25 protein-coding genes are annotated in these 25,779 nt (G+C 67.8%); 5 read left to right on the forward strand and 20 right to left on the reverse strand.

What is annotated here, in order from left to right; genetic code table 11:
- The first annotated feature begins 118 nt into the window (after positions 1 to 118).
- The 3 genes from R5O87_RS11855 (at position 119) to R5O87_RS11865 (ending at position 2,259) form a co-directional block, all read left to right on the forward strand.
- The gene (locus R5O87_RS11855) at positions 119 to 568 is read left to right on the forward strand and encodes a hypothetical protein (protein WP_410554107.1); all 450 of its coding nucleotides are present in this window, start codon (positions 119 to 121) and stop codon (positions 566 to 568) included.
- A gap of 226 nt (positions 569 to 794) precedes the next feature.
- Positions 795 to 1,631, forward strand: a complete 837-nt coding sequence (locus R5O87_RS11860; RefSeq protein WP_410554310.1) for an A/G-specific adenine glycosylase — start codon at positions 795 to 797, stop codon at positions 1,629 to 1,631.
- A gap of 151 nt (positions 1,632 to 1,782) precedes the next feature.
- Complete coding sequence (locus tag R5O87_RS11865) at positions 1,783 to 2,259, forward strand: hypothetical protein (RefSeq protein ID WP_410554108.1); 477 nt, start codon at positions 1,783 to 1,785, stop codon at positions 2,257 to 2,259.
- A gap of 20 nt (positions 2,260 to 2,279) precedes the next feature.
- Here R5O87_RS11865 and dhaM read toward each other — a convergent pair whose 3' ends face one another.
- The 9 genes from dhaM to lysS all read right to left on the reverse strand — a co-directional run bounded on the left by dhaM (position 2,280) and on the right by lysS (position 12,922).
- A complete protein-coding gene (gene dhaM, locus R5O87_RS11870) occupies positions 2,280 to 3,041 on the reverse strand; it encodes a dihydroxyacetone kinase phosphoryl donor subunit DhaM (protein WP_410554109.1) in 762 nt (253 codons plus the stop codon).
- Entirely contained in the window at positions 3,038 to 3,664 is a 627-nt protein-coding gene (gene dhaL / locus R5O87_RS11875; RefSeq protein WP_410554311.1) for a dihydroxyacetone kinase subunit DhaL, read from the reverse strand. The genes dhaM and dhaL overlap by 4 nt, the downstream gene beginning before the upstream one ends.
- A 2-nt stretch (positions 3,665 to 3,666) precedes the next feature.
- Entirely contained in the window at positions 3,667 to 4,668 is a 1,002-nt protein-coding gene (dhaK, locus tag R5O87_RS11880; RefSeq protein WP_410554110.1) for a dihydroxyacetone kinase subunit DhaK, read from the reverse strand.
- A 289-nt stretch (positions 4,669 to 4,957) separates the two neighbouring features.
- Positions 4,958 to 5,467, reverse strand: coding sequence for an amino-acid N-acetyltransferase (locus R5O87_RS11885; RefSeq protein WP_377996580.1), 510 nt, complete (start codon positions 5,465 to 5,467; stop codon positions 4,958 to 4,960).
- A 53-nt stretch (positions 5,468 to 5,520) separates the two neighbouring features.
- Positions 5,521 to 7,641 carry a S9 family peptidase gene (locus R5O87_RS11890; protein ID WP_410554111.1) on the reverse strand — a complete coding sequence of 707 codons (2,121 nt, stop codon included), beginning with the start codon at positions 7,639 to 7,641 and terminating at the stop codon, positions 5,521 to 5,523.
- 168 nt (positions 7,642 to 7,809) lie between these two features.
- Entirely contained in the window at positions 7,810 to 10,302 is a 2,493-nt protein-coding gene (locus R5O87_RS11895; protein WP_331570872.1) for an ATP-dependent Clp protease ATP-binding subunit, read from the reverse strand.
- 410 nt (positions 10,303 to 10,712) lie between these two features.
- Positions 10,713 to 11,039: a histone-like nucleoid-structuring protein Lsr2 gene (locus tag R5O87_RS11900; RefSeq protein WP_307099115.1), complete on the reverse strand. Its 327-nt coding sequence runs from the start codon at positions 11,037 to 11,039 to the stop codon at positions 10,713 to 10,715.
- Between the two features lie 138 nt (positions 11,040 to 11,177).
- Positions 11,178 to 11,381 (reverse strand): hypothetical protein, encoded by a 204-nt coding sequence (locus R5O87_RS11905; protein WP_410554312.1) that lies wholly within the window; start codon positions 11,379 to 11,381, stop codon positions 11,178 to 11,180.
- Between the two features lie 2 nt (positions 11,382 to 11,383).
- Positions 11,384 to 12,922, reverse strand: coding sequence for a lysine--tRNA ligase (lysS, locus tag R5O87_RS11910; RefSeq protein ID WP_410554112.1), 1,539 nt, complete (start codon positions 12,920 to 12,922; stop codon positions 11,384 to 11,386).
- 37 nt (positions 12,923 to 12,959) lie between these two features.
- Here lysS and R5O87_RS11915 point away from each other — a divergent pair, with 37 nt between their 5' ends.
- Together R5O87_RS11915 and R5O87_RS11920 are read left to right on the forward strand one after the other, a co-directional pair.
- Complete coding sequence (locus R5O87_RS11915; RefSeq protein WP_410554114.1) at positions 12,960 to 13,889, forward strand: alpha/beta fold hydrolase; 930 nt, start codon at positions 12,960 to 12,962, stop codon at positions 13,887 to 13,889.
- 43 nt (positions 13,890 to 13,932) lie between these two features.
- On the forward strand, positions 13,933 to 14,769 hold the full coding sequence (locus R5O87_RS11920; protein ID WP_410554115.1) for an alpha/beta fold hydrolase: 837 nt from the start codon (positions 13,933 to 13,935) through the stop codon (positions 14,767 to 14,769).
- Positions 14,770 to 14,850: 81 nt separating this feature from the next.
- Here the strand turns inward: R5O87_RS11920 and R5O87_RS11925 are convergent, their stop codons facing one another.
- The 11 genes from R5O87_RS11925 to ftsH form a co-directional block, all read right to left on the reverse strand.
- Complete coding sequence (locus tag R5O87_RS11925) at positions 14,851 to 16,374, reverse strand: MDR family MFS transporter (RefSeq protein WP_410554117.1); 1,524 nt, start codon at positions 16,372 to 16,374, stop codon at positions 14,851 to 14,853.
- A 115-nt stretch (positions 16,375 to 16,489) separates the two neighbouring features.
- Positions 16,490 to 17,419 (reverse strand): 4-phosphopantoate--beta-alanine ligase, encoded by a 930-nt coding sequence (locus tag R5O87_RS11930; RefSeq protein ID WP_410554118.1) that lies wholly within the window; start codon positions 17,417 to 17,419, stop codon positions 16,490 to 16,492.
- Between the two features lie 36 nt (positions 17,420 to 17,455).
- Positions 17,456 to 18,370: a Rossmann-like and DUF2520 domain-containing protein gene (locus R5O87_RS11935; protein WP_410554119.1), complete on the reverse strand. Its 915-nt coding sequence runs from the start codon at positions 18,368 to 18,370 to the stop codon at positions 17,456 to 17,458.
- A complete protein-coding gene (locus tag R5O87_RS11940) occupies positions 18,363 to 19,949 on the reverse strand; it encodes a PH domain-containing protein (RefSeq protein ID WP_410554120.1) in 1,587 nt (528 codons plus the stop codon). The genes R5O87_RS11935 and R5O87_RS11940 overlap by 8 nt, the downstream gene beginning before the upstream one ends.
- The gene (locus tag R5O87_RS11945) at positions 19,946 to 20,458 is read right to left on the reverse strand and encodes a PH domain-containing protein (RefSeq protein WP_410554121.1); all 513 of its coding nucleotides are present in this window, start codon (positions 20,456 to 20,458) and stop codon (positions 19,946 to 19,948) included. The genes R5O87_RS11940 and R5O87_RS11945 overlap by 4 nt, the downstream gene beginning before the upstream one ends.
- Entirely contained in the window at positions 20,439 to 20,966 is a 528-nt protein-coding gene (locus tag R5O87_RS11950; protein WP_410554122.1) for a DUF3180 domain-containing protein, read from the reverse strand. The genes R5O87_RS11945 and R5O87_RS11950 overlap by 20 nt, the downstream gene beginning before the upstream one ends.
- Positions 20,963 to 21,562 (reverse strand): 2-amino-4-hydroxy-6-hydroxymethyldihydropteridine diphosphokinase, encoded by a 600-nt coding sequence (gene folK, locus R5O87_RS11955; protein WP_410554123.1) that lies wholly within the window; start codon positions 21,560 to 21,562, stop codon positions 20,963 to 20,965. The genes R5O87_RS11950 and folK overlap by 4 nt, the downstream gene beginning before the upstream one ends.
- The gene (folB, locus tag R5O87_RS11960; RefSeq protein WP_410554124.1) at positions 21,559 to 21,918 is read right to left on the reverse strand and encodes a dihydroneopterin aldolase; all 360 of its coding nucleotides are present in this window, start codon (positions 21,916 to 21,918) and stop codon (positions 21,559 to 21,561) included. The genes folK and folB overlap by 4 nt, the downstream gene beginning before the upstream one ends.
- A 25-nt stretch (positions 21,919 to 21,943) precedes the next feature.
- Positions 21,944 to 22,864 carry a dihydropteroate synthase gene (gene folP / locus R5O87_RS11965; protein ID WP_410554125.1) on the reverse strand — a complete coding sequence of 307 codons (921 nt, stop codon included), beginning with the start codon at positions 22,862 to 22,864 and terminating at the stop codon, positions 21,944 to 21,946.
- 10 nt (positions 22,865 to 22,874) lie between these two features.
- Positions 22,875 to 23,513: a GTP cyclohydrolase I FolE gene (gene folE / locus R5O87_RS11970; protein WP_410554127.1), complete on the reverse strand. Its 639-nt coding sequence runs from the start codon at positions 23,511 to 23,513 to the stop codon at positions 22,875 to 22,877.
- A 10-nt stretch (positions 23,514 to 23,523) separates the two neighbouring features.
- Complete coding sequence (gene ftsH / locus R5O87_RS11975) at positions 23,524 to 25,590, reverse strand: ATP-dependent zinc metalloprotease FtsH (protein WP_410554129.1); 2,067 nt, start codon at positions 25,588 to 25,590, stop codon at positions 23,524 to 23,526.
- Between the last annotated feature and the right edge of the window lie 189 nt (positions 25,591 to 25,779).

Below are 25,779 nucleotides of genomic sequence, written 5' to 3' on the forward strand. Positions count from 1 at the left end.
ACGCCGCCCCGGCCGCACCATGTCCAATTCGTAACGTAAATTTGGGTGACAACTGTCAGCACACTTACTAAAATTGAATCCCGGTTACCACTTACCGGGCCGAGTAGGAGAGGACCAAGTGATGGTAGATCATGTGTCTGGCGGTCACCTCGAACGCGTCCTTCTGCCGCTGACGTTTGGCAAACATCAGAGCCAGGGGACTGAGTTCACGGTGCTTGCGGTTGAGATCTGGGACACCGGAATCGTGGTGAACCTGCATCTCGCCTCAGTCAATGAAGACGAGCCGCAAACCCCCGAAATCGTCATCCATGACCACTTTGGCACAGAGTACAAGCTGGACGAGGTGGCCACCGTCGGCTCCCGCCAGCTGCAGTTCTTTGCGCCCTCTATACCGGAAGGAACGCGGAGCCTGACCATCCGCTCGGTGGATCCGAACAGTGCCAGCTTTGTGGTGGCCCTTGCTGTTCCGGCGCCCAATGGCCGCGGCGGGGAAACCCTGCACGGCCATGTTCGGCGGCTGCCGGGGCGGCGGGAGGGACTGCCTCCCGTGGAGCAGGAGGCGAGCTGACGGTACCCGGCCGGGAACCGCCGGCGGGGTTTTCAACTAGAGTGTTGGCATCAAAACCACAACCGTTTATCCCGCCACGCCCAGCCCTGCCGCGCCCGGGCCCGGTTTAGCCGCTGCCGAACCGGCCTCCGCCGAGCTGGCGGACGTCCACTCAACATTGGACGGCTGGTTCGACGCCGAGGCCCGGGATTTGCCGTGGCGCGCGCCCGACCGTACGCCCTGGGGCGTGCTGGTCAGCGAGATCATGCTGCAGCAGACTCCCGTGGTGCGGGTGCTGCCGGTGTGGGAAGAGTGGATTCGCAGGTGGCCGGAGCCTGCCGCGCTGGCCCGGGAATCCGCGGGTGAAGCGGTCCGCGCCTGGGGCCGGCTCGGCTATCCGCGGCGCGCGCTCAGGCTGCATGCCGCCGCCGCCGCCATCGAACGTGACCACGGAGGCGAGGTCCCGTCCGACTACACCGAGCTGCTCGGCCTGCCCGGCGTGGGCAGCTACACTGCGGCCGCCGTCGCTGCCTTTGCCTTTGGCCGCCGCGAGACCGTGGTGGACACCAATATCCGGCGCGTCCACGCGCGGCTCTTTTCCGGCGCCGCCCTGCCCGCCCCCGCGCTGACGGCCGCGGAGATGCGGCTTGCCGCGGAGCTGCTGCCGTCCGACGCCGGCACTTCCGTCCGCTGGAACGCTTCGGTCATGGAGCTGGGGGCGCTGGTGTGCACGGCGCGTTCACCCAAGTGCGCGGCGTGCCCGGTGCGCCACCGGTGTGCCTGGCTCGCCGCCGGCGAGCCGCCGCCGTCGTACACGCCCAAGGGCCAGGCGTGGCACGGCACCGACCGCCAGGTCCGCGGCGGCGTGATGGCCGTCCTCCGCCTGGCTGACGCACCGGTGCCGGCGGAGATGTTCCAGCAGGCTCCGGCAGACCTCGGGTTCGAGGCGTCCGGCATCGGCGTGCCACTGGCGGCCCTGCAACGGCTGAACTGCGCGCCGGAGCAGCTGGAACGGGCACTGGCGGGCCTCCTCGCGGACGGCCTGGCGGAGCTGCACCAGGGCGGCTACCGGCTGCCCGCCTGACCCAGGGACTGGGCCCCGCCGCACGGGTTTGGTCTCAATTAGGCACCCACAGCGGCGATCCGGATAACGATGAGGGCGCCAGTTTGCGCCCGCCGGTTCCGCCGCCGAAGCGCGGATCTACCCTGAAGACATGGGCAAGACAGGGGTACTTTTGGCCACAATCACGACGACGGCACTCCTCTCGGGCTGCCATGCTTTCGAAACGGTATGCCCGGCCATCGCCCAGGTATCCGGGGTCGCCGTCACCGTGGCGGCAGACTACTCGCCCCAGGTGAAAACGCTGCACCTGAAGGCCTGCCAGGACGGCAAGTGCAAGGAGGACACCCTGCACCTCATGCCCGGCACCGTCGCAGTCGACCAGGGCTGCACGGATGATGCCAGGCCCGACGGCGCGTGCTCGGCAACGGCCAAGCCGGACGGCACCCAGCGCGGGCTGCTCGAACTGGGAACCCTGGCCGACTCCGCCATCGACGTCACCGCCAGCGGGCAATACGCGAATGGCAAGCCGATGCCAACGCGGACCCTGCGCTTCGAGCCCAAGGCCAGCTACCCCTTTGGCGAGCAGTGCGGACGGTTTATCTCCGCTGCTGTTGTGCTGGATGCGGCGGGCCTCAGGCAGGACCGGTAGTACAGCCTGGCCCGGACACTTCAGGGTTCACCGAAACCGTCGCTGACCAGTCCCGCCACGTACGCCACGGCGCGCTCGGCATCGGGTCCGTAGGCTTCCACGTGCAGCACCGATCCCTTCCCGGCCGCCAGCGTCATCAGCCCCGTCATGGAAGCGCCGTCCACCCCGTTCACCGTCACCTCCGCATCCAGTGCCGACAGGCCGCCGGCTATCTTGGCAGCTGGCCGGGCATGCATGCCCGCCAGGTTGACGAGCTGGAAATCACCGCTGGCGTCGGGGGTGGCCAGCTCTTGCGCTGCCGGTTCGCCCGTGGCTTGGCCGCCTCCGGCCTGAGAGCTCGCTGCCTGCGTGGCCGCCGCCTGGACGCCGGCGGTCAGGTGGTCCTCGGCCTTGGGACGGGACGCCGGGTAGCCATGCGTGGCCTCGGCGGCACGCCGGACGGCATGAACGCTGGCGCCGCCCTGGGCAGCCACCGCCGCCGCCACGAGGCCCTCCACAATCGGGGCATCGGCCAGAAGCACCGGGGTGCTGCCCTCGGCGAACTCCAAGGCTGACTCCGCCGTCATCACGGCCGACCCAAGATCAGTCAGCACCACCACCCCGTCGGCCCCGGCAGCAGTTTCCAGCGCGGCCATCACCTTTTCCATGCTGGTGCCGATCCGGCCGTCAGACGTCCCGCCGGCCGGAACCATCATCACGTCCGGCGCCATCTGGGCCGCGAGTTCCACGGCGCCGTCGGCAATCTTGTCACTGTGCGAAACCACCACGATCCGCACCGTCATGCGGCGGCTCCGGCGGCCGCGCGGAGAATGAGGGCACTCGAGGCCGCCCCGGGGTCCCGGTGGCCCGCGCTTCGCTCCCCGAGGTAGCTGGCCCTGCCCTTGCGCGCCACCAGCGGATCCGTCGCCACGGCGCCGGCCTCGGCAGCCTCCGCCGCGGCAATGAGCACTGCCAGCGTGTCGCCGTCGGCCGCTGCTGCTGCAGCTGCGTCAACGGCCGGGGTCCAGGCATCCACCATCGTCTTGTCGCCGGCTTCGGCCTTTCCACGGGCCACGATGCCGTCCCGCGCCGCCGTCAGGGCGGCGGCGAGCGCCGCAGCGTCCACATTCGCGGTATCCCCCAGCGTGGTCGCGGCCCGCAGGAAAGCCGTGCCGTAGAGCGGACCGGCAGCACCGCCGACCTTCGACATCAGGGCCATTGCCGTCAGCTTCAGCGCTGCGCCGGGGGTTTCCGGAGGGCTCTCGGCCAGCTTGTCCAGGACAGCCTGGAAGCCGCGGTCCATGTTTTCGCCGTGGTCAGAGTCGCCGATCGCCCTGTCCAGTTCGATGAGTTCCACGCGGTGTTCCGCCATCGCCTGGGCGGACAGCGTCAGCCACCTGACGGCCCAGGTCACGTCCAGCCCCACTGCTACACGCCCCACCGCAGGGCAGGCGTGTGCACGGGCGCATCCCAGAGTTCGGTCATCTCGTCGTCAAGCCGCAGCACGGAGATGGAGCAGCCCTGCATTTCGAGGGACGTGATGTAGTTCCCCACAAGGGACCGCTCCACCGTGAGGCCCTTGTCCGCAAGGATCTGGGCGGCGCGGCGGTAGACGATGTACAGCTCGCTCAGCGGCGTTCCGCCCATGCCGTTGACGAACAGGAGCACTTTCTCCCCCGACGCCGTTCCGAGGTCGCTGAGAATCGGTTCCAGCAGGCGGCCAGTGATGCCGTCAGCGTTTTCCATGGCGATCTTGTGCCGGCCCGGCTCGCCGTGGATCCCGATGCCGATTTCGATCTCGTTGTCCTCAAGGTCAAAGCTCGGGGACCCGGCATGCGGCACCGTGCAGGCCGTGAGTGCGACGCCCATGGTCCGCACGTTCTGGTTCACGCGGTCGCCGATGGCAGCCACCGTATCGAGGCCGTCGCCGCGTTCCGCCGCGGCCCCGGCGATCTTCTCCACCAGGACGGTGCCGCCCACTCCCCTGCGGCCTGCGGTGTACAGCGAGTCCTCCACTGCGACGTCGTCGTTGACGAGCACGGTGCGGACCTCCACGCCCTCGGCCTGGGCCATCTCGGCCGCCGTCTCGAAGTTGAGCACGTCGCCGGTGTAGTTCTTGACGATATGAACCACCCCGGCGCCGGAGTTCACGGCGAGCGTTGCCGGAATGATCTGGTCGGGGGTTGGTGAGGTGAAGACGGCGCCGGGCACGGCGGCGTCGAGCATGCCACGCCCCACAAAGCCGGCGTGCAGCGGTTCATGCCCGCTGCCACCGCCCGATACCAGGCCAACCTTGCCGGCAACGGGGGCATCCTTGCGTGTGACGTACTTGGGGTCGGCGCTGACAGAAACAAGGTCTGCATGGGCAAGACCGAATCCTTCCACGGATTCATCCACAACAGCGCGGGGATCATTGATGAGCTTTTTCACGGCCGGCTCCTGGGCTCTCGGTGCTTCATTGACATCGGTCAGGATGTGCTTTGACCCTACTACCGGCACCGGCTGCGCGGTAGTTCGCAAACGGCGGAAGGGACAGCCCCCAATGCTGTCCCTTCCGGTTCCCCAATAGTTTATCCAGCAAATTTATAAAATAAAAGGAATATTGCGGCGGAACTTTGAGCGGATCTTGATCAGTTCGCGCGGCAAGCCCGGAGGGCACGCCGCGGAATCCCGCTCCGAAATTCGGGCGAGGAATCCCGCGAGGAGGTAGCGGCGGGCTCTAGAGAGCCTTGATCATCCTCGTGTTGCCTAGCGTGTTGGGCTTCACGCGGGCAAGGTCCAGGAACTCGGCCACGCCTTCGTCATGCGAGCGCAGCAGCTCGGAGTACACCTGCGGGTCCACCGCCGACTGGTCGGCCATCACCTCGAAGCCGTGCCGCTTGAAAAAGTCCACCTCGAAGGTCAGGCAGAACACCCGCGAGACGCCCAGCGCCCCGGCCTGCTTCAGGAGGCTCTCCACCAGGACGTGCCCCACACCTTTGCCGCGCCACGCATCCGAGGCGGCGAGGGTGCGCACCTCCGCAAGGTCCTCCCACATGACGTGCAGGGCGCCGCAGCCGATAACCTCGCCGGCCGCTGACTCGGCGATCAGGAACTCCTGCAGGCTCTCGTAGTAGGCCACCGTTTCCTTGGCCATCAGTATTCGCTCCTCCGCCAGCGGCGCCACCAGTCTCTTGATGGCAGCCACATCGCTGGTCCGGGCGGGGCGAACAGTGAAGGAGTCAGTCACAGCCCCATCTTACGGGGATGCTCACCACCGGTCGGAGGCTGCGACATTTACCGCTAGAGGCCGAGGTCCGCCGGGAGCCCGACATCCTTGCCGAGGACGTTCCTGGCCAGGAAGTGTTCAACCACCCCGTACCAGACCTTGGCGTGCTGCGGCTGCAGGATCCAGTGGTTCTCGTCGGGGTAGAAGAGGAACCGGTGGCTGGTCTGCCCGTTCTCGTCGGAGGCGAGCTGCGACTTGGACAACAGCTCGTACCAGAGCCGCAGGCCTTCCCCGATGGGCACCCGGTAGTCCTTGTCGCCATGGATCACCAGCATGGGCGTCCGGATCTTCTCGACATGCAGGTGCGGGGAGTTCTCCAGCGCCATTTCCGCCGTCATTTCCTTGAGCCAGTACTGCGACGCATCGGTGGTGGGCCCGAACTGGTCCAGCGCCCACAGGCTGGCGTGGGTCACGATCGCCTTGAAGCGGTCCGTCTGCCCCGCCACCCAGTTCGCCATGTAACCGCCGAACGACCCGCCCATCGCAGCCGTGCGGCTTTCGTCGATGTCCGGCCGCTGCACCACCGAATCCGTGATAGCCATGAGGTCAGTAAAGGGCGCCTTGCCCCAGCCGCCCCAGCCGCGCTGGATGTAGTCCTGGCCGTAGCCCGTGGACAGGGCGGGATCCGGCAGCAGGACGGCGTAGCCCCGGGCAGTGAGCAGCCAGGGATTCCAGCGCCAGGTCCAGGCGTTCCAGGATCCCAGCGGGCCGCCGTGGATCCACAGCAGCAGCGGTGCGGGGTTCTCGGCGGAGGCCCCCGCTGGCAGGGCCAGGTAGGCCGGCACCCTGGAGCCATCGGCCGCCGTCGTCTCCACCCGCTCCAGCGACCCCTCGGTTTGCGGCCGCTCCGCAGGCGAGGGCAGACGCGTCACCTCCCCGCTGGCCAGGTCGATTCGAACAGGCTCGGCAGGGAACTCGTACGAGCTTCGCAGCGCGTAAGCGCTGCGTCCGTCGGGGGAAACGACGACGTCGGTATAGGCCGCCGCGTCCGGTGTCACCCGGGTGGCACTCCCCCGGGCGGCACCTGCCGCAACGCTGACACTGAAAACCGGCGACGCGCCGTCGTCGTCCGCCGTGACCAGGAGGGCCGAGCCGTCCGGGAGCCACGCCTCCGGGTGGGGCCAGCGGTCCCAGCCGTGGGCCAGCGGCTCCAGGTCCTCCCGGCCGGCCTCCCCGGAGACGTCGAGAAGGTGCAGTTTAAGCTGCGGGGCCTGCTGGGGAGTCGTGTCGGTTTCACTGACAACGGCGAGTGTGCCGCCGTCCGGGCTGACCGGCCCCGGGAAGTAGTTCACGCCCTCCCCGTCGAGGAGGATCCGCACCGTGCCGGTGGCAACGTCGACGGCGGCCAGGACCGAGCGCAGGTCCGCCTTCGGCAGCGGCTTGGCCAGGCTCGTGTAGAGGGTCTTGCCGTCCGGGCTGACCACGGTGACGGCTTCGCGGAGGCGGGACCCTGCCTGCGGGGTGAGGTTGCGCAGAGTGAGGGGCGCCGCGCTGTCCACGGTGGCGGGCTTGCCGGACTCCTGCTCCGGCCCAGGCTCCACCGCGAAGAGCCGCGGCTGGGCCGGGCCGAGGTCCGCGTCCCAGTAGCGCACCGGATATTCGCTGTGCAGGATGGCCGCCACCTTGTTGTCCTTGCGGCTCTTGCGGCGCTCGGCGTCGTCCTCCTCGTCGCCGGAGCCGGCAAGGACGGACGCGGTGACGAAGGCCGCGTTTGCATCCCTGGCCGCCATGACCCTGTCCACGCCGCCGGCCCGCGACAGCACCACGCGGGCCTCGCCACCGTCTGCGGGGAGGACCCAGAGCGCACTGACGGGATCGCCGTCGGCCTCCTTGTCTGGATCCGGCCGGGCGGACGTGAAGTAGATGTCGCCGTTGGCCGCGAACGCGGCGCCGGCCTCACCCTTGGCACTGCGGGTGATCCTGCGGGCCTGCTTCTGGCCGGCCGGGTCCAGCTCCCACAGCGCCGTGCCGTATTCGGTGCCCTTGCTGTTGAGCGTGGCGACCGTGGTCACCAGCCGCCGGCCGTCGGGACTGAGAGCCAGGCCACTGACGCGCGGGATCGCCAGGTAGTGGTCCAGGTCGTGGAAGGGGGTCGCCGGTTGGTCGCGCAGGATCGCTGCATCTTCAGTTGACATGTGCCGATTCAACACCTTCTGTGCCGTGGATCACAGGAGGGTTCACTATTAGTGAAACAGTACTTTCAGACCTTGGCCGCCACCGCGCCAACAGCAGGAGGCCCCGCCTGCCCCTTTTCGGGGCGGGCGGGGCCTCTTGGCGCTGGAGTGCGGCTAGGAGTCCGGCAGTTACGCGCTCGGGGCGATTTCCGGGATGCGCGGCTTGGCGTTGCCGGCGAAGGTGAACTTCGCGTCGTCGCCTTCGCCGTCCACATCCACCACCACGATGTCGCCGGGGTGCAGCTCGCCGAACAGGATCTTCTCGGAGAGCTGGTCCTCGATCTCGCGCTGGATGGTGCGGCGCAGCGGCCGGGCACCCATGGCGGGATCGTAGCCGCGGGTGGCCAGGAGCACCTTGGCTGCCTTGGTCAGTTCGATGCCCATGTCCTTGTCCTTGAGCCGCTTCTCCAGGCGGGTCACGAACAGGTCCACGATCTCGATGATCTCGTCCTGCGTCAGCTGCGGGAACACCACGACGTCGTCAACACGGTTGAGGAACTCGGGGCGGAAGTGCTGCTTGAGCTCCTCCGTGACCCGGGCCCGCATCCGATTGTAGCCGGTCTGGGTGTCCGTGCCGGACTGGAAACCGGTGGCCACGCTCTTGGAGATGTCCCGGGTTCCGAGGTTCGTGGTCATGATGATCACGGTGTTCTTGAAGTCCACCACGCGGCCCTGGGAATCGGTCAGGCGGCCGTCTTCCAGGATCTGCAGCAGCGAGTTGAAGAGGTCCGCGTGGGCCTTTTCCACCTCGTCGAACAGGACCACGGAGAACGGACGGCGGCGGACCTTCTCGGTCAGCTGCCCGCCCTCTTCGTAGCCGACGTAGCCCGGAGGGGCACCGAAGAGGCGCGACACCGTGTGCTTCTCGGAGTACTCGGACATGTCCAGCGTGATGAGGGCATCCTCTTCACCGAACAGGAACTCGGCGAGGGCCTTGGCGAGCTCGGTCTTGCCGACGCCGGTGGGGCCGGCGAAGATGAACGAGCCGCCGGGACGCTTCGGGTCCTTCAGGCCGGCACGGGTGCGGCGGATGGCCTGGGACAGCGCCTTGATGGCCTCGTCCTGGCCGACGACGCGCTTGTGCAGCTCGTCTTCCATCTTCAGCAGGCGCGAGGATTCTTCCTCGGTCAGCTTGAAGACCGGAATGCCCGTGGAGTTCGCGAGGACTTCGGCGATCAGGTCCTCGTCCACCTCGGAGATGTCGTCCATGCCGCCGGTCTTCCAGTGGCGTTCCTTCTCGGAGCGCTCGGTGATGAGCTTCTGCTCCTTGTCGCGCAGCGCGGCAGCACCCTCGAAGTCCTGTGCGTCAATCGCGGACTCCTTCTCCATCTTCAGCTCGGAGATGCGCTCGTCCATCTCCTTGAGCTCCGGCGGAGCGGTCATGCGGCGGATGCGGAGCCGGGCACCGGCTTCATCGATGAGGTCGATCGCCTTGTCCGGCAGGAAGCGGTCCGAAATGTAGCGCTCGGACAGGTTCGCAGCCGAGGCGAGGGCGCCGTCGGTGATGGTGACGCGGTGGTGCGCCTCGTAGCGGTCCCGCAGGCCCTTGAGGATCTCGATCGCGTGCGCAACCGACGGCTCCTTGACCTGGATGGGCTGGAATCGGCGCTCGAGGGCTGCGTCCTTCTCGATGTGCTTGCGGTACTCGTCCAGCGTGGTGGCACCGATGGTCTGCAGCTCGCCGCGGGCCAGCATCGGCTTCAGGATCGAGGCTGCGTCGATGGCGCCTTCGGCGGCACCGGCACCCACGAGGGTGTGGATCTCGTCGATGAAGAGGATGATGTCGCCGCGGGTGCGGATCTCCTTGAGGACCTTCTTCAGTCGCTCTTCGAAGTCACCGCGGTAGCGGGAGCCGGCCACGAGGGAGCCAAGGTCCAGCGTGTAAAGCTGCTTGTCCTTGATGGTCTCCGGCACGTCGCCGCGCACGATCGCCTGGGCAAGGCCCTCGACGACGGCGGTCTTGCCGACGCCGGGTTCGCCGATCAGCACGGGGTTGTTTTTGGTGCGGCGGGAAAGGACCTGCATGACGCGTTCCATTTCCTGCTCGCGTCCGATCACAGGGTCCAGCTTGTTCTCGCGGGCAGCCTGCGTCAGGTTCCGGCCGAACTGGTCCAGCACCACGGAGCCGGCGGGGGTACCCTCTGCCTGGCTCTGGCCGACGCCGGCGCCGGTGGTTTCCTTGCCCTGGTAGCCGGACAGCAGCTGGATGACCTGCTGGCGGACCCGGTTCAGGTCGGCGCCGAGCTTCACCAGCACCTGCGCTGCCACACCCTCACCCTCGCGGATGAGTCCCAGCAGGATGTGCTCCGTGCCGATGTAGTTGTGGCCGAGCTGAAGGGCTTCGCGCAGCGAGAGCTCCAGCACCTTCTTTGCACGCGGCGTGAAGGGGATGTGGCCGGAGGGCGCCTGCTGGCCCTGGCCGATGATCTCCTGCACCTGCTCGCGGACGCCGTCGAGCGAAATGCTCAAGGACTCAAGAGCTTTGGCGGCAACGCCCTCACCCTCATGGATCAGACCCAAGAGGATGTGTTCGGTACCAATGTAATTGTGGTTCAGCATGCGTGCCTCTTCTTGGGCAAGCACAACTACGCGACGGGCACGGTCCGTAAATCGCTCAAACATTTCGCCACACTCCTAGCTACGACGTACTTTGATGCTACGTGGGGGAACCCTGACTTGGGGAGCTTGTTCGCCACAGGGGAAACCGGGGGGCTTGCACTGGTCCACGCAGCTGCCGTAGCAGCGTTGCCGGAGCAATGCCGGAGAAGGCCTTGAATAGCACCCGGATACCGCCCGGCGGGCAATTACCGTTTCCCTTGGGCGGGTGTCGGAAATCACGGATGACGGAATGTTCCAATGGCCGGGGATTAGACCCGGAGACCCGATTACCCGGCAGGGCGGCGGTTCTGATTAACGGCGGTTCTGATTAATGCCGGCGGCAACTGCCGGTTAAAGCGAAGCGCCCCCGTCAGCCGGGGGCGCCGCACATATGCTCAGAACGTTTTGCCCTAACGGATTGTCAGGGCTCCGTACTAGGAATTGGCCTTTTGGTAGGCTTCCTGGATTTCTGCCTGAATACGGCCGCGCGCGTTTACGGTGTAACCGTGGTCCCGCGCCCACTGGCGTATCTGGGCAGAGTCCTGGCTGCGTCCACCCGGTGCCTTGGCGCGGGTAGGGCGGCCGCCGGACGTTTTACGGCCGGCTGAAACAAAGCGTTCCAGTGATGACCGCAGTTCTGAAGCATTGGCTGAGGACAGGTCAATTTCATAACCGACGCCATCCAGGCCGAAGCGAACGGTTTCGTCCGCAGATCCCCCATCCAGATCGTCCACCAGGACGATATTGACTTTCTGTGCCATCAAAAATCTCTCTTTTGGAAAGGACGTGTAATCAGAAAAGCAGGATGTTTCCACCTGAAGTATCTCTCCCAATAAGGCAACGCGTCAAAACGCGCAAGAGTTCCTTGGGGATAACCGAAGGGTATTAAAAGTCGCCTGCTATTTGTCTGATTTACTCGGCGGCTCGGGCTTACCCGGCGGCTCGGGGGAATCGTCCGTGGCTGCCGCCTGGGCATCGGCTTCAGCCTGCGCGCGCGCTTCGGCCTGGCGTTCTGCTTTGTCGGCGTTGAAAATCGACTTCATGGCAAACCAAAAGAGCAGCCCGACTACCAGCGAGGGCAGCAGTACCGCGACGTAGTCCATCATCAGTGGCCTTCGGGCTTGAGCAGCGGGAAGAGAATGGTTTCGCGGATGCCTGCGCCCGTGAAGAGCATGACCAGGCGGTCGATGCCCAGGCCGATGCCGCCCATGGGAGGCGCACCGTACTCCAGCGCGCGGAGGAAGTCCTCGTCCAGCTGCATGGCCTCGACGTCGCCGGCGGCGGCGTGCATGGACTGCTCGGTGAGGCGCTCACGCTGGATGACCGGGTCGATGAGCTCGGAGAAGGCGGTGCCGCGTTCCATGCCGCCGATGATCAGGTCCCAGGCCTCGATGAGCCGGCCGTCCTCGCGGTGCGGGCGTGCCAGCGGCTGGGCGGACGGCGGGTAGTCGTAGACAAACGTGGGGTTCAGCAGGGTGGGTTCCACGATTTCGCCGAAGAGTTCCACGGCCAGCTTCTCGGCGTCCCACTTGGGGTCGACCTTCACGTCGTGCTTCCCGGCGATCTCCCGAAGCACCTCAAGCGGAGTGTCAGGAGTGACTTCCTGCCCAACGGCGTCGGAAAGCCCGGGGTAAACAGCAACCCAGGCCCAGTCGCCGTCGAGGTTGATCTCCCCGGCCTCGGTCTGCAGTACCCGTCCGGCGCCCACGGCGTCCGCGGCGTCCAGGATGATCTCCTTGATGCGCTCGGCCATGACGAACTGGTCCGCCCAGGCCTCGTAGCACTCAAGCGTGGTGAACTCGGGGCTGTGGGTGGAGTCCACGCCCTCGTTGCGGAACACGCGGCCCATGTCGTAGACGCGGTCGATGCCGCCCACCACGGCGCGCTTGAGGTACAGCTCGGTGGCGATGCGCAGGGTCATCTTCTGGTCGAACGCGTTCATGTGCGTTTCGAACGGCCGGGCCAGGGCGCCGCCGTGGACCAGCTGCAGGATGGGCGTTTCCACCTCGACGTACGTGTGGCGGAACAGCGTCTCGCGGATGGAGCGGGTGATGGCGGCGCGGGTGTAGACCATCTCGCGGGCCTCGTCGCGGACCATCAGGTCCACATAGCGCTGGCGGACGCGGGTTTCCTCGTTGAGTTCGGCGTGCAGCACCGGCAGCGGGCGCAGCGCCTTGGACGCCATGGACCAGGACTCGGCCATGACCGAGAGTTCCCCGCGGCGTGAGGAGATGACTTCACCCCTGATGAAGACGTGGTCGCCCAGGTCAACCAGCGCCTTCCACTCGGCGAGGGCCTCTTCGCCCACGTTCGCGAGGCTGAGCATGGCCTGCAGCCGGGTGCCCTTGCCGTCGGTGCCGCCTTCCTGCAGCGTGGCGAAGCACAGCTTGCCGGTGTTCCGGACGAACACCACGCGGCCGGTGATGCCAACGACGTCGCCGGTGGTCTCGTCGGCCTGCAGGTGAGCGTACTTTTCGCGGATTTCGCTGAGCGAGTGCGTGCGCTCAACACCCACCGGGTACGCCTCCTGCCCGCGTTCGATCAGCTTGGCGCGCTTCTCCATGCGGATGCGCATCTGTTCGCTGGCGTCGAGCGGTTCGGGGGCATTCTTGGGGGCGGGGGTGTTTTGGGAAGTCACAGTCATCAAGTTTACCGGGTTTACCGGGGCATAGACTCGGGCTGTGGAGACGTGGACAGTTGAGACGGACGACGACGGCAGCCGGCTTGAGGTGCACTCCTTCCGGCCCGCCGCACTCACCACGGCAAACGGCGGCAGCACCTCCGCGAAAGGTGACCCGGCCCCGGTGACCGCACCCGGCGTCGTCATAATCCACGGAACGCTGGTGACCGACGCGCTGTACCGGCCGTTCGCCCGCAACCTGAGCCTCCTGCTGAGCCGGCCGGTGCACTGCTACAACCGCCGCGGCCGCGCCGGGTCCGCGCCGCAGCCGGACGACTATTCTGTGGCAACCGAGATCCGGGACCTGGCCGCCGTGATGAAGACGACGGGCTCGGAGGACGTGGTGGCGCACAGTTTCGGCGGCTTCGTGGCTCTTCAGGCGGCACGCGACATGCCGCTGCGCCGGCTCGTCACGTACGACGCCGCGGTGTCCCTGTCCGGCAACCTGAACCACCGCTGGCGGCCGGAGCTGGAGCAGGCCGTGACGGAGGGGCAGCTCAACCACGCCTGGGCGCACCTGGTGCAGGGGCTGGCCACGGCCGGGCCGCTGTCCTACCTGCCGCTCGGCGCGCTGCGGATGCTGAGCATCATGTCGGCCCGGACCAACGTCGGCGCGGAGATGCGGGAGCTGCTGCCGACGGCCGTGAAGGAGATGCGGGCGGTGCTCGACGCCGACGCGGAGCTCGCGGATTTCACCGAACTGACCACCCCCACGCTGATGCTCAGCGGCGGCTGGAGCCCGGGATATTTTGCGGACACCGGCCGGCAGCTGGCGTCGGCGGTGCCGGCGATCGATTTCGCCGTGGTTCCGGGCCAGCTGCACGAGGGTCCGATCCGGCCGGGCAAGCGCCTGGCCCTCCGGATAGCGCGCTTCCTCAACGGCACCGACGGAAGCGTCCGGCCACTGAGCCGGAAGCGCCGGCGCAAGTAGGTTCCGGCTGTCAGCACGGGCCGGCCTCCGATAGGCTCGGACCATGACTCGCGAGATCATCAGCACACCCGACGGCGGCAAGCTCGAGCTGTTCAGCACGGGCGAGGAACTGGCCTCGGCCGGCTCCGGCGTGGTTGTGGTCACGGCCTCCATGGTGACGGCGGCGGACTACACCCGCTTCGCGCAGAAACTCAGCGCCTCCCTCGGCCGGCCGGTGCATACGTTCAACCGCCGCGGCCGGGGCTTGTCCTCCGAACAGGCCGGGGACTACACCCTGGACGTCGACATCCGCGACCTCGATACCGTCATGAAGCACACGGACAGCACCGACGTCTTCGGCCACAGCTTCGGCGGCGCCGTGGCCATCCACGCGGCACGGACCCTCCCGGTGGAGCGCCTCGCCGTCTACGACCCCGCCGTCTCCGTTAACCACAGCGTCACGGCAGACTGGACCACCGAATACGAGCGGGCGACGGCGGCCGGGGACGACGACCGTGCCCTCGCCGTCCTGCTCCGCGGGCTCGAGGCCGAGAGTGCCTTCTCGTCCCGCATGCCGCTGTCCATGATGACCCTCGCTAACAAGCTCACGGCGGGAACGACGGTAGGCAAGCAGATGCGCGAAATGATGCGCACCGGCGTCCGGGAGATCAAGGCGATCATCGCCGCGGACATGCCGGCCGAGCCTTTCCTGGCGCTGCCGCTGGAGACGCTCATCATCGTGGGCGAGAAGAGCCCGGCCTACTTCGGCGTGGCCTGCGGCCAGATCCACGATGTGCTCTCCGGCTCCAGCTACACCATCCTGCCGGGCTTCGGGCACGACGGCGTCAACCGCGCCCCCGACCGGCTTATCACCGAACTCAGCGACTTCTTCGCCGGCTGACAAACCAACGCGGGGTCACTTAGCGCCCAATAAACCCTCCGGATTGGGCGGTAAGTGACCCCGCGTTGCTTTATGTGGCTCTCAGTGGGCGGCGGGTGTTCCTTCGGCGCCGGCAGTCTTCCGCATCATGGTGGAAAGGACGACGGCGGCAACGGCTATGACGGTTGCCGTCAGGAACGCTGCGTTCATGCCTGCAACGAGGCCGGAGCCTGCGGAAACGAAGGCGAAGATGGACACCAGCAGCGCAGTGCCCGCCGCGCCGGCCACCTGCTGCAGGGTGCTCATGATGGCCGAGCCGTGCGAGTACAGGTGCGGCGGCAGCGGGTTCAGGCCGGTGGTGAACGCGGGCGTGAAGAGCAGGGCCAGCCCGAAGCTGAGCCCGACGTGCAGGGTGACGATCCACCAGACCGGAGTGCCGGCGTCGAGCATTGCGAACTGCCAGAGCGTCAGGACCATGAGCGAGGATCCGGTGACCGTGAGCGGCAGCGGCCCCACTTTGTCGAACAGGCGGCCGATCACCGGTCCGAGCAGGCCCATGGCGAGGCCGCCGGGCAGCAGCGCCAGGCCGGTCTCGAGGGACTGCAGGCCGCGGATTTCCTGCAAGTACAGCGGCAGCAGGATCACAGCGCCGAACAGGGCCACCATGGACACCACCATGAGCAGCACCGAGACCGTGAACATCCGGAAGTTGAAGGCCCGCAGGTCCAGCAGCGGAGACTCCGACTTCTGCAGCCGGAGCTGCCGGAACGTGAACGCGGCAAGGCCGGCCACGCCGACCACCAGCGCCACCACGGCCAGCGTGCTTGGGCCGCTGCCGCCGCCGTGTCCGCCGCCGATCTGGCTAAGGCCGTAGACCAGGCCACCGAAGGCGGGCACGGTCAGCACCACCGAAAGGAAGTCCAGCCGGGACTTCTCGGTCTCGCCGACGTTGGTCAGGAACCTGGCACCGATGGCCAGCGCCGCCAGGGCGATGGGCAGGACGAAGATGAACATGAAGCGCCAGGAGAACTGCTGCAGGATGAACCCCGAGACGGTGGGCCCCATGGCCGGCGCAACGGAGATGGCGATGCTCACGTTGCCCATGACGGCGCCGCGGCGGGCCAGCGGCACGAGTGTGAGGATGGTGGTCATCAGCAGCGGCAGCATGATGGCGGTGCCGCCGGCCTGGATGATCCGTGCCAGCAGGAGGACTTCAAAGCCGGGCGACGCCGCGGCAAGCGCCGTGCCGCCGGCGAACAGGCCCATCGCCAGGAGGAAGACGGACCGCGTCGAAAGCCGCTGCAGGATGAAGCCGGTGGTGGGGATCACCACCGCCATTGTCAGCATGAACCCGGTGGAGAGCCACTGCACGGTGGGCGCATCCACGCGCAGGTCCACCATGAGCCGCTGCAGGGCCACGTTCATGATGGTCTCGTTCAGGATCACCACGAAGGTGGCCACCAGCAGCGTGACGATCACCGTCACGGACTCGCGGGACATCCTGTCCGACGCCGGTGCCGAGGCCGGGGCCGACGCCGGGGATGGTGCTGCGTTCGGGGCTGCAACGGGAGCGGCCGGCTCCTGGACGGGTTCGCCGTGCGAATCGGACGTGACGTTGGTAGACATGGCGAGGCCCTCAGGAGAGTTGGATGTGGTGGCTGGCGGTCAGCGCCGCTGCAGACTCCAACAGTGTAGTGGCCGGAGCCATTCCCCGTACACGGGGAATTAGGCAGATTTACCGTCAGGAATTGAGCGGCACGTTGTCGATCAGCCGCACGGCGCCCACCTTCGCGGCAACCAGTGCCAGCCCTTCACCCCGGAAGGGTGTCTCGTGGCAGTTCTCCGCGAGCGGCTCGAGCGTGACGGGATCCACGACGTCGAGGTAGTCGAGCTGGACCAGGGGCTGGGATTCGATCAGGGCCCTGGCCGACTCGACATCGAGGGCCTCGTTTGCGTTGGCCCGCTCCTCAATGAGGTGCAGCGCCCGGGACAGGACCAGCGCAGCCTCCCGCTCCTCGTCCGAGAGGAAGCGGTTCCGGCTGGACAGCGCCAGTCCGTCGGCGGCGCGTGCGGTCGGCACGGCAACGATCTCGACCGGGAAGTTCAGGTCGGCCACCATCCGGCGCACCAGGGCCAGCTGCTGGGCGTCCTTCTGCCCGAAGTAGGCCCGGTACGCCGGCAGCCCCCCGCCGGAGCCGGCCACGAAGGCGCTGCCGCCGGGCAGCCCGGTGCCCGGGATGCCCAGGTGCAGCAGCTTGGCCACCACGGTAAGCGCGCCGTCGAAGTGCCCGGGCCGGGACGCCCCCTCCCACTTCTCCCCCAGCGGACCGGACGTGACCCGGACCATCGGCTGCCCGCCCGGGTACATCTCCTCGACCGACGGCGCGAAGACCAGGTCCACGCCCTGCTCTTCCAGGAGCGCCATGTCCGCCTCGAGGGTCCGCGGGTAGCGGTCCAGGTCCTGCGCCTCGCCGAACTGCAGCGGGTTCACAAAGATGGTGGCCACCGCCACGTCGTTCTGTTCGACGGCGGCCCGCGCCAGCCGCCCGTGTCCCTCATGCAGGGCGCCCATGGTGGGCACGAGGCCCAGCGACGAGCCGTTCTTCTGCGTCAGCAGCAGCCGGCTTTGCGCACGGAGGGAGTCCGCCGTCGTTACGAGTCGGATTGCCATGTCAGTGTCCCCTTCTTGGCCCTGCGGCCGTTTCCATCAGCGGCCGTCATCGGTGCCATCCTCGCCCGTGCCCTCAAGTGCGATACGAATATTGTCCGCCTGATCCGGCTTCAGCAGGCCCCGACCTTCAGCCCGTCTGGCCGTGGCCCGGGCCATGGCGAGGTACGCCGCGAGCACGTCGCCGCCGGTTCCGGCGTCGTGCTCCCGCAGCGCCCGGGCATGCGCCTCCACGGTTCCGGCGTCCCCGCGCGCCACCGGGCCCGTCAGGGCCGACTCCCCGGAGGCGAGCGCATTCTCCAACGTGGCACGAAGCAGCGGCCCGAGCATGCGGTCCGGAAACTCGACACCCACCTCGGCCAGCAGCTGGGACGCCTGCGCCACGAGGGTGACCAAATGGTTCGAACCGTGGGCAAGGGCGGCGTGGTAGATCGTCCGGTCGCCCTCGGCGATCACCACCGGTTCGGCCCCCATCTCGACGACGAGCGCCTGGGCGATGGGGAGCATGGCGGCGTCCGCCGTGACCCCGAACGTGCAGTCCAGCAGCCGGGTCAGGTCCAGGCTCATGCCGGTGAAGGTCATGGCCGGGTGCAGGGCCAGCGGCACGGCACCGGCCGCCCGGACCGGATACAGCACGCCGACGCCGAACCGGCCCGACGTGTGCGCCACGAGCTGGCCGGGCTGCCACGCACCGAGCTTGGCGAGCCCCTCCACGAGCCCGGCGAGGGCGTCATCCGGAACGGCCAGCAGCACCAGTTCCGAGCGTTCCACGATGTCCTGGATCTCCAGGACGGGAACGCCGGGCAGCAGCGTTTCGGCCCGTTCCCGGCTCGCGTCGGACACGGCGGAAACCCCGACGACGGCGTGCTCGGCCGCGCGGAGCGCCGCACCGAGGACGGCGCCCACCTTGCCGGCGCCGATGATTCCGACGCCGAGGCGTCCTGGCTTAGCCACGTTGCTGGCCTTCCTGTTGGGGTGCTGGGGTTGGATGTTGGTCGAGGCCGGCGGGCCCGTTTTCGGCATGCTCAACCAGCCGGGCCGGCTCAGTTTCGACGGGCTGAACCGGCGGGGCGGGCTCAACCGCCGGGGACAGGGCCGGGGCCACCTGGGCCAGCCACTGTTCGCTGGTCTGCCGCCGCCGGGCTGCGCGGGCGCGGGCTGCCTGGGCGTCAAAGAGTGCCTGCGCCTCCCGGATGTCCGCCTGGATCACGCGCGGCGCCACCGGGCCCGCGGTGGTGTGCAGCACGAGGTCGGCCAGCCCGAACCAGCGGGCGAGGGGCCCCTGCTGCATCGCAATCGACTGGGTCCGCTGGTGCGGCACCACCACCAGCTGCCGCCACCAGCGGCCGGAGCGCATGAGCAGCGCGGTGTCCGTGGCCGCGAAAGCGTTGCGACGCCAGCCCAGCGGTGCGAGCAGCCGTGCCCGGCGCGGCGTGGTGACGAATCCGGCGTCGGAATCCAGGCCGTTCACGCCCTGGTGGAAGACGCGCAGCGGATCGGCCGTTCCCGGGTCAGGCAGCACGAGGGCCATCATATTCAGGACGTCGTCCATCTTCCCCACGGGCAAGAGCGTGGTGCGGGCGCCGGCCTCGCCGTTGTTCACCCCGGCGGCCCCATAGCCGGCGGCGTTGACCTGCATCCGGTACCAGCCGAAGAGCCGCCACAGCGGCGGCTGCGCCACCTTCAGCGCCTGGATCCGGCCCGGCGGCAGTGTCTGCGCCTGGGTGTCGAGCAGCCCGTAGCGGAGCCGGATGCCGTCCGGGGAAATGGCCGCCGTGAAGTTGTAGCCCTTGGTGAACGAGTTCCAGTAGGCCGCCATGAGGCCGAGCGCCGCGGGAATCAGGTACAGGAAAAAGGCCCTGTTCTCGGTGAGCGCTGACATCATCACCGATGCCGCGGCGCCAAGGACCACAAAGACGCTCTGCTCACTGAGCAGGAGCGAACCGAAAAGGCGCGACGGCGGGACCTGCAGCACCTGCTGCTCCGGCGCCTCGGGGGCGGCTGCTTCGGGGTGCCCGGGGTCCATCCGGACTCCCGACGCGCGGGCAAGGATGGTGGCACGAAGCTGGCGGGCGTCGTCGATGCGCAGGTAAGCCAGCCGGACGGCGGACTCGCCGGCGTCGGCGACCTCGAACTTGAGCTCCGCCAGGCCGAAGATCCTGGCGAGCAGGGGCTGGACGATGTCGATGGCCTGGACGCGGTCCAGCCGGGCTTGCCGCTGCTGCTTGAACAGGAAGCCGGTGTTGACCCTGACGTAGCCTTCCGCCACCTGGTAGCGGGTGAAGTACCAGGACAGGATGAAGCCGAGGACCGCCAGCACCAGCATCAGCGCCCCGCCGCCCAGGAGCCACGGCGCGCGGCCGGCGATGCGGTCATCGATCAGCGGCTGGCCCTGCAGCAGCCGTTCAAAGCTGTCGCGCCCGAAGAAGTAGCCGATGGCGGCAAGAGCTACCCAGCCCCGCACGAAAGGCGTGGCCGGGTGCACACGCAGCCACTCGCCGTCGGGCTTTCCGGAAGCGCCGCCGGCGCTCACAGCCCGGCCAGCCTGGCTTCGCCGCGTGCCGAGAGCTGTTCCCTGAGCCGGGCGCCTTCCGCCGCCGGAAGGCCGGGAATGCCGGCGTTGGTTCCGGCGGAGGCCGTGTGCAGCTTCAGGGTGCACAGCCCCAGCCCGCGTTCCACCGGGCCTGCGCTGATGTCCACGTACTGCATGCGTCCGTACGGCACCACCATGACGCGTTGGAAGAAGATGCCGCCGCGGATGAGGAGGTCGTCGTCGCGCTCGGCGTAGCCGATGGCACGCACCTGCCGCGGGATCAGGACCAGGCGCCACAGCGCCAGCAGGAGCATGAAGGCGGGGATGCCGATCGCCAGCCACAGCGGCGGCCACCGCCACCAGCCGAGCCGGACGAACACCAGCGGCAGGCTCAGCACGGCAACCATGACCAGGTTGCCGACCGCCCACTCGACGAGCCGGACGGTGACGTACTTCGGGGACACGCGCAGCCAGGTGATCCCGGGGGGATCAATCGCCGCGGTAGGCATACTCGCCTTCTCCCTTGGCCTTGCCCCGGCCGTGGCCCGGCAGGCCTTCGCCGGCCTCCGTCTCGCCGTCCTCCGGCGGAATCTTGCAGAAGCGTTCGACGACGAGCCCCACCACGATCATGACCAGCCCGCCGCCGGCCATCCCGAGGGAGAGCCAGGTGACGTCCAGCCCGCTGCGGATGCTCCAGAACCGCAGCTGGTCCAGGAAGATCCCGGCGTGCCAGCCCAGCAGCATCGCGCCGGTGTACGCGCAGGCCTGGGCAAGGACCAGCGTCCACGCCGCCAGGATGGGGTTCAGCATTTTCTTCTTCTTGCCGTTCCGCCAGCGGAGCACGCGGATGCCCAGCACCAGGGTCAGCGCCACGATGATGCCCATGGTGACCAGGGCCGTGGCCGGCAGGACCGGTGTGGCCATGCCGTAACGGACCGTCAGGACGGCGGCGGACCAGCCGGCGATGGCCAGGGCAATGCCCACGACTGCGAGCAGCAGCGGACTCACGGGCTTCACGGCTGTTCCACCGTCCCGCCGTCGGGCACACCGTCGAAGTCCCCGAAGCCGTCGAACGGCTTCAGGTCCGGGAAGTCGGCGGCCCTGGCGGCCAGCTCCGCCACCGGCTGCCCGTTCAGGGTCGCCGCGGGGTCCATCTGGGCCCAGGGGAAGAGTACGAAGGCGCGCACCGCGGCAAACGGGTGCGGCAGCGTGAGCACAGGATCGTCGCTCTCGATGTCGCCGTAGACGATGACGTCGACGTCGAGCGTGCGCGGGCCCCAGTGGACCTCACGCACCCGGTGGTGCTTGTTCTCCACCGACTGGCAGTGCTTGAGAAGTTCCAGCGGTGCCAGGGACGTTTCGACCGAAATCACCATGTTGAGGAAGTCCGGCTGCCCGGTGGGGCCGCCGACGGCCTTGGTCTGCACTATCGGTGACACGGCCAGCAGCCGGACCTCCGGACGGTCCACAAGGTCCGCCACGGCCTCGGACAGCGTCTCGTTCCGGGCGCCGAGGTTGCTGCCCAGTGCCAGCACCGCCCGCGTGTAGCCCGTCGTCGCTGGTGCCGGCTGCTCGTGCACCGGCTTCTCGTGCAGTGCGGGGGCCGGAGTCATGACCGCTCCCGGTAGACGCTGACGGCGACGTCGCCGAAGGGAACCTCGATGGGTGCCTTCGGTTTGTGCACCGTGATCTCCACTGCCTGGACCTTGAATTCCTGGAGCAGGCCCTCGGCCATCCGCACCGCCAGTCCCTCGATCAGGTTCAGCGGCTCGCCGGTGATCCAGTCGGTGATCCGTCCGGCCACCTCGCCGTAGTGGGCGGTGTCGCGGACGTCATCCGACTCTGCCGCCTGGCTGAAATCCAGGTGCAGCACGGCGTCCACCACAAACGGCTGGCCTTCGCGGCGCTCAAAATCGAACACCCCGTGGTAGCCGGTGGCGGTGACACCGGTCAGCGAGATCCTGTCCATGGCTGTTCTGCTCGGCCTTTCCTGGTCAGTGGCCGTGGTCCGGGGCCGCCATGCGGGCGGCCACCTTGACGGCGTCAAGGCTGGGTCCGACGTCGTGCACGCGCACGGCCCACGCACCCCGGGCGGCGCTGATGGCGGTGATGGCGGCTGTGGCGGCGTCGCGCTCCTCCGGGAGCGCCGCCTTGCCGGAAACCGTCAGGAGCGTGCCGAGGAAGCGCTTGCGGGACGCGCCCACCAGCACCTTGTGGCCCATGGCGTCCAGCCGGTCCAGGTTCCGCAGCAGTTCCCAGTTCTGCACGTCAGTCTTCGAGAACCCGATGCCCGGGTCCACAATGATCTGCTCGGGCAGCACGCCGGCCGCGTACAGCTTGTCGCGGACGCCGTTCAGTTCGGCGACGACGTCGTTGGCCACGTCCTCGTACTCCGTCAGGGAGGTCATGGTCTTGGCGTCGCCGCGGCGGTGGGTCAGGACGTAGGGCACCTTGGTTTTCGCCACGAGCTCGGCCATGCCGGGTTCGATGCTGAGGCCGGAGATGTCATTGATGATCGCCGCGCCGGCGTTCAGCGCGGCCTCGGCGGTGGAGACGTGGGTGGTGTCGATACTGACCAGGGCGCCGGCCTTCACGAGGGCTTCGATGACAGGCACCACCCGGCGCTGTTCCTCCTCCGGGCTGACCTCGTCCGCGCCGGGGCGGGTGGATTCGCCGCCGACGTCGATGATGTCGGCTCCCGCGTAGAACATCCGGAGGCCGGCGGCGATGGCGGTATCCGCCGTCGCGTGCTTGCCGCCGTCGCTGAACGAATCCGGGGTGACGTTGAGGATGCCCATGACGAGCGTGCGGTCTGTGGGCAGGGCTTCGAACTTGGCTGCCGGCCGCGGTTTGCGCAGGATGGGCAGGGGTGAGGTTGCGGGGCCGGTTCCAGGTGCTGCAGCTAGGGAATCCATAGTCTGTTTTTTACCTTCCGAGTATGAGGCTCATGGCTTCGGCACGGGTGGCCGGGTCATGAAGTTGCCCGCGAACCGCGCTTGTGACGGTTTTGGCTCCGGGCTTGCGGATGCCGCGCATGGACATGCACATGTGTTCGCATTCCACCACCACGATGGCTCCGCGCGGCTTGAGGAATGTGACCAGGGCTTCGACGATCTGCGTGGTGAGGCGCTCCTGCACCTGCGGGCGGCGGGCGTAGATGTCCACCAGGCGTGCCAGCTTGCTCAGGCCCGTCACCCTGCCGTCGTGCGAGGGGATGTACCCCACGTGCGCGACGCCGTGGAACGGCACCAGGTGGTGCTCGCAGGTGGAGTAGAACGGGATGTCCTTCACCAGCACGAGTTCCTCGTGGTCGAGGTCGAAGGTGGTGCCGAGCACGCTGCCCGGATCCTGGTGTAGGCCGGCAAACACCTCGGCGTAGGCCTTGGCCACGCGCTTGGGCGTGTCCTGGAGCCCGCCCCGGTCCGGGTCCTCCCCTATGGCAAGCAGGATTTCCCGCACGGCTGCTTCAATCCGGGGCCTGTCCACCTTGTGGTGGTGGCCTGATCCGTCCACCGCCGAGTGGTCGGCGGTGGCGGTGAGGTCGTCGTCGTCGAAGTGAGTCACACCAAAGAGCTTAGCCGTGGTGACCGTCTGGACCTGATTCCGTTACTCCGCCCTGAAAGGAGGCGTCCTCCGGAACACCCTGCGGGTGCGGCGGAATTGCATCCAGTGGTTCCTCGAGCCGGGCTTCCTTGGCTTCTTCCTGGGCTTCGCGTTCAGCGCGCTCCTGCGGGCTTTCCACCGGACCGGCCGTGGAGACCGGGCGGGTCTCCTTGGACAGCCAGACCTCGCGGAAGTCGCGCTTGCGGATGTCGCGGAAAACGTCGGCAATTTCGGCCTGGTTGAGGGTTTCGCGTTCCAGGAGTTCCAGGGCCAGGCGGTCCAGGACGTCCCGGTTTTCGGTGAGGATGGCGTAGGCCTCGTCGTGGGCCTGGTCGATCAGGCGGCGGACCTCTTCATCCACGATGTAGGCGATCTGGTCGGAGTAGTTCCGCTCGTGGCTGGCGTCGCGGCCGAGGAACGGCTCGCCGCCACCCTGGCCCAGGCGCACGGCGCCGACGCGCTCGCTCATGCCGTACTGGGTGACCATCTGGCGGGCCGTGGAGGTGGCCTTCTCGATGTCGTTCGAGGCGCCGGTGGACGGATCGTGGAAGACGATTTCCTCGGCGACGCGGCCGCCCATGGCGTAGGCCATCTGGTCCAGGAGCTCGTTGCGGGTGACGGAGTACTTGTCGTTCTCCGGGACCACCATGGTGTAGCCCAGGGCGCGGCCGCGGGGCAGGATGGTGATCTTGGTGACCGGGGCGGAGTTCCGCAGCGCGGCTGCCACCAGGGCGTGGCCGCCCTCGTGGTACGCGGTGATCTTGCGCTCGTGTTCCTTCATGACGCGGCTGCGCTTCTGCGGGCCGGCCATGACGCGGTCGATCGCCTCGTCCAGTGCGCGGTCGTCGATGAGGTTGGCGTTGGAGCGGGCGGTCAGCAGAGCGGCCTCGTTGAGCACGTTGGCCAGGTCTGCACCCGTGTAGCCGGGGGTCTTCTTGGCCACGGCCTTGAGGTCCACATTGGAGGCCATGGGCTTGCCCTTGGCGTGGACCTGGAGGATCTGGTCGCGCCCGATCAGGTCCGGGGCTTCCACGGAGACCTGGCGGTCAAAGCGGCCGGGACGCAGCAATGCGGGGTCCAGCACGTCGGGGCGGTTGGTGGCCGCGATGAGGATGACGTTGGTCTTGACGTCGAAGCCGTCCATTTCAACCAGCAGCTGGTTGAGGGTCTGTTCGCGTTCGTCGTTGCCGCCGCCCACGCCGGCACCGCGGTGGCGGCCGACGGCGTCGATTTCGTCGACGAAGATGATGGCGGGCGAGTTGGACTTGGCCTGTTCGAAGAGGTCGCGGACGCGGGACGCACCGACACCGACGAACATTTCCACGAAGTCAGAACCCGAGATGGAGAAGAACGGCACGCCGGCCTCGCCTGCGACGGCGCGGGCCAGGAGAGTCTTGCCGGTGCCCGGAGGGCCGTAAAGCAGCACGCCCTTGGGGATCTTGGCGCCGACGGCCTGGAACTTGGAGGGCTCCTGCAGGAACTCCTTGATTTCCTGCAGTTCCTCGACGGCTTCGTCTGCACCGGCGACGTCGGCGAAGGTTACCTGTGGCATGTCCTTGCTGACCATCTTGGCCTTGGACTTGCCGAACTGCATGACCTTGGAGCCGCCGCCCTGCATGCGGGACAGCAGGAACCAGAACAGGACGCCGAGCAGCAGCACCGGCACCAGCAGCGAGAAGAGTCCCGAGAGCCAGTTGCTCTCCACCGGCTGGTCCGTGTAGCCCTTGGAGGGGTTGGCAGCAGTCACGGCCTTGACAACGTCGGGGCCGCGGTCATTGACGAAGAAGAACTGGACGTTCTTGCCCTTGTCCTGGCCGTCGATGACGAGGTTGTCTTTCAGCACCAGGTCGACGCGGTTTTCGCCGTCGAAGATCTTGGCCTGTTCCACCTTGCCGCTCTGGGCGAGGAGCTCGAGGCCCGGCTGCGTGTCGATGCGCGTCGAGCCGCCCGGAGCCAACGTTGCAAAGGCCAGCAGGAGCATGCCGACCACAACAATGATCCAAATGCCCGGGCCCTTGAAGAAACTCTTAGCTTTCATCTGTTCGGGGGCTGGCCCCGTCCCTCCTGGTAGTGCTGCACGGCGCGAGGACTGCGCGCGTGTGGTGCTGCGTCGCTTCTAGCTATACACCGTCAGGAGTAATTCACGCACGGTGTAATACAAAAGTTCCCTCAGGGCGTAGTGGCTGGTCGGGCCGGGGATGCGTCTGTGGATGCGGCCCCGGCGGGC

The organism is Arthrobacter globiformis (assembly GCF_046536215.2).
GTDB lineage: Bacteria > Actinomycetota > Actinomycetes > Actinomycetales > Micrococcaceae > Arthrobacter > Arthrobacter globiformis_E.

Excerpts from the sequence above, each read along its gene's own strand:
- R5O87_RS11930 (WP_410554118.1), bottom strand. The coding sequence starts at position 17,419 with ATGGCAATCCGACTCGTAACGACGGCGGACTCCCTCCGTGCGCAAAGC.
- folK (WP_410554123.1), bottom strand. The coding sequence starts at position 21,562 with ATGACTCCGGCCCCCGCACTGCACGAGAAGCCGGTGCACGAGCAGCCG.
- R5O87_RS11890 (WP_410554111.1), bottom strand. The coding sequence starts at position 7,641 with ATGTCAACTGAAGATGCAGCGATCCTGCGCGACCAACCGGCGACCCCC.
- ftsH (WP_410554129.1), bottom strand. The coding sequence starts at position 25,590 with ATGAAAGCTAAGAGTTTCTTCAAGGGCCCGGGCATTTGGATCATTGTT.
- lysS (WP_410554112.1), bottom strand. The coding sequence starts at position 12,922 with ATGACTGTGACTTCCCAAAACACCCCCGCCCCCAAGAATGCCCCCGAA.
- R5O87_RS11900 (WP_307099115.1), bottom strand. The coding sequence starts at position 11,039 with ATGGCACAGAAAGTCAATATCGTCCTGGTGGACGATCTGGATGGGGGA.
- R5O87_RS11925 (WP_410554117.1), bottom strand. The coding sequence starts at position 16,374 with ATGTCTACCAACGTCACGTCCGATTCGCACGGCGAACCCGTCCAGGAG.
- folB (WP_410554124.1), bottom strand. The coding sequence starts at position 21,918 with ATGGACAGGATCTCGCTGACCGGTGTCACCGCCACCGGCTACCACGGG.
- dhaM (WP_410554109.1), bottom strand. The coding sequence starts at position 3,041 with ATGACGGTGCGGATCGTGGTGGTTTCGCACAGTGACAAGATTGCCGAC.
- R5O87_RS11920 (WP_410554115.1), top strand. The coding sequence starts at position 13,933 with ATGACTCGCGAGATCATCAGCACACCCGACGGCGGCAAGCTCGAGCTG.
- R5O87_RS11945 (WP_410554121.1), bottom strand. The coding sequence starts at position 20,458 with ATGCCTACCGCGGCGATTGATCCCCCCGGGATCACCTGGCTGCGCGTG.
- folP (WP_410554125.1), bottom strand. The coding sequence starts at position 22,864 with ATGGATTCCCTAGCTGCAGCACCTGGAACCGGCCCCGCAACCTCACCC.
- R5O87_RS11905 (WP_410554312.1), bottom strand. The coding sequence starts at position 11,381 with ATGGACTACGTCGCGGTACTGCTGCCCTCGCTGGTAGTCGGGCTGCTC.
- R5O87_RS11895 (WP_331570872.1), bottom strand. The coding sequence starts at position 10,302 with ATGTTTGAGCGATTTACGGACCGTGCCCGTCGCGTAGTTGTGCTTGCC.